The organism is Moorena sp. SIO4A1, from assembly GCF_010672065.1.
Lineage (GTDB): Bacteria > Cyanobacteriota > Cyanobacteriia > Cyanobacteriales > Coleofasciculaceae > Moorena.
Window position 1 is genome coordinate 1 of the sequence record NZ_JAAHHX010000138.1, and the last position, 6,083, is coordinate 6,083.

Below are 6,083 nucleotides of genomic sequence, written 5' to 3' on the forward strand. Positions count from 1 at the left end.
ATAGTAACTTATTGCTGGGATTGAATCAGCTAATTAGTGATATTAATCAATATCAATTCTTTTTTAATTCTGGATAATCTGACTTATTTGTTAATCATTGAATTCGGAGAGTGACAGAAGAGGGATAAGAATTAAGAATTAAGAATTGAGAATTAAGAATTAAGAATTAAGAATTGAGAATTAAGAATTAAGAATTAAGAATTAAGAATTAAGAATTAAGAATTAAGAATTAAGAATTAAGAATTAAGAATTAAGAATTAAGAATTAAGAATTAAGAATTAAGAATTAAGACATTTTTATATTTATGTATTTATGCATAGAAGAAGATATAGCAGTACGCACGCACTTGTTAGGACAACTCTTACCTCTAAAACCTTGTTAGAGTCAACTTCTGTCTTCTGCCCTCAGCATAGCTGCCTTGCGCGTAGCACTATAAAAGTAAATTATTAAATTACCTATGGTCAAAAATGAATGAGAAAAAAAGATATACAAGAAAGAACGCTAAACTTTAGCGTAAGAATAGTCAATCTCTGTAAATTTCTGAGACAAAATGGTGGGACTGGATATGATTTAAGCAAACAATTAATCCGCTGTGGAACAAGTATTGGAGCAAATGTTGAGGAAGCACAAAATGCAGAAAGTAAACGAGACTTTATTCATAAAATGAGTATATCCCTCAAGGAAGCTAGAGAGACAAATTATTGGTTAAAAATATTAATCGCTACCGAGAAAAACCTATAACCAAGATTGCTGTCTTTACTCAATGAATCTAACCAGGGTTAGCGCAAGAATCAATAAGCCGTAGCTTATTGAGAAAAAAACCACGTCATTCTCAACAAATTAACTCTATTGCGAGTACAGTTCGACGAGATTATAGGGGTTTCGAGCCACGAGCAACCGAGATCCAGCCAATGCACATTATGGGCAATTTTTTCTTGCGCTTACCCTGTGAATCTAACGAATTAATTTCTATTATTTATGCAATTATTAAAAACACTAAGGCTCAAAAATAATTCTATAGCCATTCTAAAACTGATGAGGTACAAATTTATGGGTTTTAGGGAACAGGGAACAGGGAACAGGGAACAGGGAACAGGGAACAGGGAATAGGTAATAAGCAAACAAAATCTCTGTCCCTCATAGCTATGAGAAACGCTATAAATTATACATTCTTCATTCTAAATTATACATTCTTCATTCTAAATTATACATTCTTCATTCTAAATTATACATTCTAAATTATACATTATGAGAAAAGTTGACACTTTCGAGGATAAAGCTATCTCCTTTTTCATAAGCAGGTGCACAAAATTAATTCCTATTTTTGACATAATAATATATAATTAGATAAAATCACTGAAAATGGGTAGTTATATGAGATTCATTAGAGAATTAAATACCGAAACTAAAAAACTGTTGGAAAGAATAAGTTGGCAAAGTAAATATCCTCAAGTGAGAGACCGAGCTAAATGTATATTGTTGAGTTATCAAAAGTTTTCTATCAATGAATTAAGTTCATTATTTGGAGTTACTCGAAAAACTATATATAACTGGTTAACTAAATGGGAATATCAAAAAATAATAGGAATATACAATCAAAAAGGTAGGGGCAGAAAACCTAAGTTAAATCAGGAGCAAAGGCAACAAGTAAAGGAGTGGGTAAAATCTGAACCAAAAAGCCTAAACAAAGTTAAAATTAAAATCAATAAAGAGTGGAAAATAGATGTAAGTAAGGAAACTATAAAAAGAACCATAAAAAAGTTGAACATGAAATGGAAAAGAATGAAGAGAGGAACGAGTAAAACCCCTGATGAATGGGAACTAGACGTAAAAATACCCAGACTAAAAGAGCTAAAAGAGCAAGCTAAAAAAGGATAAATTGAATTAAGATATTTAGATGAAAGTGGATTCTCTTTGAAGCCAGATATTCCTTATGGATGGCAAGAAAAGTTAAAAAGAATAACTATTAATAGTTCCCAAAGCAAAAGAATTAATGTTCTCGGATTAATGGGATGTGAAAATCAATTAGATTACGAAATCCATCAGGGTTCAATTGATAGTGAAATCGTGATTAATTTTTTAGATAATTTTAGTAAAAAATTATCTAAATTAACTGTAGTAGTAATGGACCAAGCTTCAATACACACAAGCAATAAAATCCTAGAAAAATTAGAAGAATGGCAAGGTAATAATTTAGATATATTTTGGTAACCTACTTACTCACCCAAGCACAACTTAATTGAAATTTTCTGGAAATTTATTAAGTATGAGTGGATTGAAATTGAGGCTTACGAAAACTGGAAAAGCTTTCTTAAATATCTCAAAAAAGTGCTTGACAATTTTGGGGAAGAATATGTAATTAATTTTGTTTAGGTGCTTAAGGATAAAGTACCCAAAACCCTTGCTGATTACGTCTAAAACACTCTACTCCTATTGTCTCTGACTGGATTAGAACATACTCCTGCAAGGTTTTTAGCTTACGGTATTTAGCAAACTTATTGCCCCGGTCGTATGCCTCTGTAGAGGGTGAGAGCACTTCTACAATCAGACAGGGATACTGAATAAACTGGTTAGACTCTTGATCTCTGGAATCACAAGTTACTACTACATCTGGGTAGTGGTAGGAACGAACTGAAGATATTTTTACCTTCACATCTACCATATAGACCTCACAGCTACTGTCTTGTAGGTGAGTATTTAGATCACTAGCCAAATTTAAAGCAATCCGGTTGTGAGGTTTCGAGCCTCCGGTCATGGCGAAGACTTCCCCATCGCTATACTCGTAACGAATCTCCTGAGTCCGTTCCCACTCCAGGTATTCTTGGGAAGTCATCCGGTAACGCTGTGGACTGGCAATCATGGTTTTTTGGAATCAATAGGGTATGGGCAGACCTGGTGGTGCGTTACGGGGCGGGCTGTCCCAAAACTGGCTACTGAGAAAATTAGGGCAAGCCCGCCCCTAACACACCCTACGCACTAATTTATCCTTTCCATAAAACAACCTTCAACCTAAATTCTAAATTCTCCATTCTTAATTCTTAATTCTTAATTCTTAATTCTTAATTCTTCATTCTTAATTCTTAATTCTAAATTATTAATTCTAAATTCTTCATTTTACGTGTTTTTGCCAAGCCAATCGTGCTGCTCCCACCATTCCAGCTCGATTCCCTAATTCTGCTTTAAGTAACTCTAAACCAGTACGAGAGGAAGGCAAAACTCGTTGCTCTATTTCTGCTAGAGTTGTTGGCAAGAAAAACTCGGCACTAGCACTTATACCACCACCAATAATAATGGCTTCTGGTGTCAGTGGATAAATAAGACTAGTTAGCCCAATCCCTAATAAGCGTCCGTAATCTGCCCAAAATTCTAAGGCTTCCTGGTTTCCTTCTTGGGCTAATTTACCAAGTTCTGCTGGTTCTTTGCCACTGTTGCTTCGGATTGCCCTAATGGAAAGGTATTGCTCTAGAGAACCCCGATTACCACTATTACCCTCGGGACCATCGGGATATAGATTAATTAAGCCCAACTCCCCAGCAGACCCGAGATGACCTGTGAAGAGTTGACCATCGAAAATGATTGCCCCTCCTACCCCTGTGCCTAGGGTGAGTAGAATCAAATTCCGAAACCGACGACCAGCCCCTAACCAAGCTTCTCCTAAACCAGCACAGTTAGCATCATTAGCAACAACTGTGGGATAACCGACTTTGGCTTCTAACTGATCGGCTAGGGGAACATCGTGCCAATCCGTTAGGTTAATCGCAACTTTAGCAATTCTTCCAGCAACATCAGCAGGGCCAGGACATCCAACCCCGATACCAATTACTTCTTCCCTGGTATCGAGACGAGAGATTGCTGCTACTATTGCTTCGATCACCGCTGTTGGTGTTGCTGGTTGGGGTGTATCTACTGTTAGAGACTCCAATTCGGTTCCATCTTCACGGAAGCGTCCCAACTTAATCGCAGTGCCACCTAAATCAATGCCTATGGCTTGAGTCATTAGTCCTTAGTGATTTGTCATGAGTCATTTGTCCTTAGGCATTTTAAGGCAAAAGGCATGCATGCAAGAGGCATGCATGCAAGAGGGTTTTATTGAATTTCAATGTTTCTGACGAAATCGGGGATTAATCAACTCGCTTAATCCTTCTCCTACTAAGGACAATCCTACCACCATCAGTGTCATGGCTAAACCAGGGAAGAGCGCTGTCCACCAAATCCCAGTTGGTAAGGCATCGAGGGCTTGACGTAAGTCATGACCCCACTCTGGGGTTTGTTCTGGCAATCCTAATCCTAAAAATCCCAGTCCTCCCAAGATTAAAATCGCATCAGCGGCGTTGAGGGTAAATAGAACTGGTACACTTTGAATCACATTCAGAAATAGATAGCGCGATAATATCCTACCAGGGGAAGCCCCCAGGGCTTGAGCGGCTTCGATGAACAATTCAGTTTTGACGCTAGTGGTGTGATTCCGGACTACCCGATAGTATTGGGGGACATAGGAAATACTTAATGCGATCGCAGCATTGAAGACTCCTCTACCGACTACAAAGGCCAGAGTCACCGATAGCAGTAGTCCTGGCAAGGTATAGATCGTATCCATTAAAAACAGTAATACCCGATCGAGTTTGCCACCGAGATAACCACTGATTAACCCCAAAGGGACACCAATGATCAGGCTGAGGGTGGTAGCGAGAACGACTACTTTTAGAGCAGCTTGAGAGCCAAACCAGGTGCGAGAGAAAACATCATAACCCTGGCGAGAGGTACCAAACCAGTGATTCCAGCTCGGTGCTTCATGAATGGGATTACTGAGGGACTGGGTAGGGTCTTGTAGCCATCCCCAAGCTTGAAAGGTGGGAGCGAAAATGGCTACTACAATAAAGCACCCAGTAATCACTAGTCCTGCTACCATTAGTTTGATGGATAGACTAGGCCCTCTAGTAAAAGACAAAAAGCTGGGGAATGATTGTTTGGTTGAGGTCATCCTTCATCCTTGATACTGATAGCATTTATCATACTGATCAGGTAAACAATCTTGTGAACCTTTTGCCTTTTGCCTTTCGCCTTTTGCCTATCTCTTAAACAGTAGTTGGTAAATAGCGTTCAATGGCTTGACGATACTGACTCTTTTGCTTAATTCCTTTAAATTCCGCTAGGAACTCTTTGTCCTTAAATAACTGTACGGTAGGTGTTCCCACCACTTGAGCATTTTCAGCTATTTCTCTGTCTTGGTCAATATCGATCTCGACAAAGTGAATTTTGCCATTATACTCATCTACTACTTTATCCAGCATGGGCTTGAGAATTTTACAAGGACCACAACTGGGGGAAATATACTTGACCATGATTATGCGATCGCTTTCATGGAACAGTTTACGCAAGGCATAGCCCCCCAGATGGCGTGTTTCATTAATATCAAAGGTTTCCGCCGTCTCAGCTACTGGTTTTTCTTCAGTTTCTTCAGGTTTTTCAGCCGTTGGCTGTTCTGATGCCGGTTGTTGATGATACTCATGAATTAGGTTATTGGCAGATAGCCAGCGTTCTGCTAACATAGCCCCCATACAACCTGTTCCAGCCGCAGTGATAGCTTGACGGAACTCATGGTCTTGGACATCACCAACAGCATAGACTCCCTCGACACTGGTTTCCACCGAACCGGATTTAGTGACAATGTAACCGAGCTGATCTAACTCCAGTTGTCCTCTAAATAAGGATGTGTTAGGAGTGTGACCAATAGCGTAAAACATCCCCCGAACTGAAATATCCTTTTCCTCACCAGTTTCAGTATCCTGGACTCTTACGCCAGTCATCGAACCATTGTCTCCAAACACATCAACTGGCTGAGTATTCCAGTGAATAGTAATTTTGGGATTATTCAACACCCGGTCTTGCATGGTTTTGCTAGCTCGCATCTCATGCCGACGTACTAGCATATGAACATGGGAACCATACTTGGTCAAATATACAGCTTCCTCTGCCGCTGAGTCACCCCCCCCGACTACCGCCACTTCCTTACCACTGAAAAGGGGAGATGCACCATCACAGATGGCACAAGCTGAGATCCCATTACTCCAGTACTGAGCTTC

5 protein-coding genes and 1 pseudogene are annotated in these 6,083 nt (G+C 39.3%); 2 read left to right on the forward strand and 4 right to left on the reverse strand.

Annotated features, from left to right (window positions below):
- Positions 1–471 precede the first annotated feature (471 nt).
- A complete protein-coding gene (locus F6K53_RS34770; RefSeq protein ID WP_293030805.1) occupies positions 472–741 on the forward strand; it encodes a four helix bundle protein in 270 nt (89 codons plus the stop codon).
- A gap of 633 nt (positions 742–1,374) precedes the next feature.
- Positions 1,375–2,373 (forward strand): annotated as a pseudogene (locus tag F6K53_RS34775) (IS630 family transposase).
- A gap of 4 nt (positions 2,374–2,377) precedes the next feature.
- Here the strand turns inward: F6K53_RS34775 and F6K53_RS34780 are convergent.
- The 4 genes from F6K53_RS34780 to F6K53_RS34795 form a co-directional block, all read right to left on the reverse strand.
- Positions 2,378–2,860: a Uma2 family endonuclease gene (locus F6K53_RS34780; RefSeq protein ID WP_293019407.1), complete on the reverse strand. Its 483-nt coding sequence runs from the start codon at positions 2,858–2,860 to the stop codon at positions 2,378–2,380.
- Between the two features lie 249 nt (positions 2,861–3,109).
- Positions 3,110–3,997: an ROK family protein gene (locus tag F6K53_RS34785; RefSeq protein WP_293019409.1), complete on the reverse strand. Its 888-nt coding sequence runs from the start codon at positions 3,995–3,997 to the stop codon at positions 3,110–3,112.
- Positions 3,998–4,096: 99 nt separating this feature from the next.
- Positions 4,097–4,981 carry an ABC transporter permease gene (locus tag F6K53_RS34790; RefSeq protein ID WP_293019411.1) on the reverse strand — a complete coding sequence of 295 codons (885 nt, stop codon included), beginning with the start codon at positions 4,979–4,981 and terminating at the stop codon, positions 4,097–4,099.
- A 94-nt stretch (positions 4,982–5,075) separates the two neighbouring features.
- Positions 5,076–6,083, reverse strand: a 1,008-nt coding sequence (locus F6K53_RS34795) for an FAD-dependent oxidoreductase (protein WP_293083859.1), incomplete at its 5' end; no start/stop codon positions are given.

Excerpts from the sequence above, each read along its gene's own strand:
- F6K53_RS34770 (WP_293030805.1), top strand. The coding sequence starts at position 472 with ATGAGAAAAAAAGATATACAAGAAAGAACGCTAAACTTTAGCGTAAGA.
- F6K53_RS34780 (WP_293019407.1), bottom strand. The coding sequence starts at position 2,860 with ATGATTGCCAGTCCACAGCGTTACCGGATGACTTCCCAAGAATACCTG.
- F6K53_RS34785 (WP_293019409.1), bottom strand. The coding sequence starts at position 3,997 with ATGACTCAAGCCATAGGCATTGATTTAGGTGGCACTGCGATTAAGTTG.
- F6K53_RS34790 (WP_293019411.1), bottom strand. The coding sequence starts at position 4,981 with ATGACCTCAACCAAACAATCATTCCCCAGCTTTTTGTCTTTTACTAGA.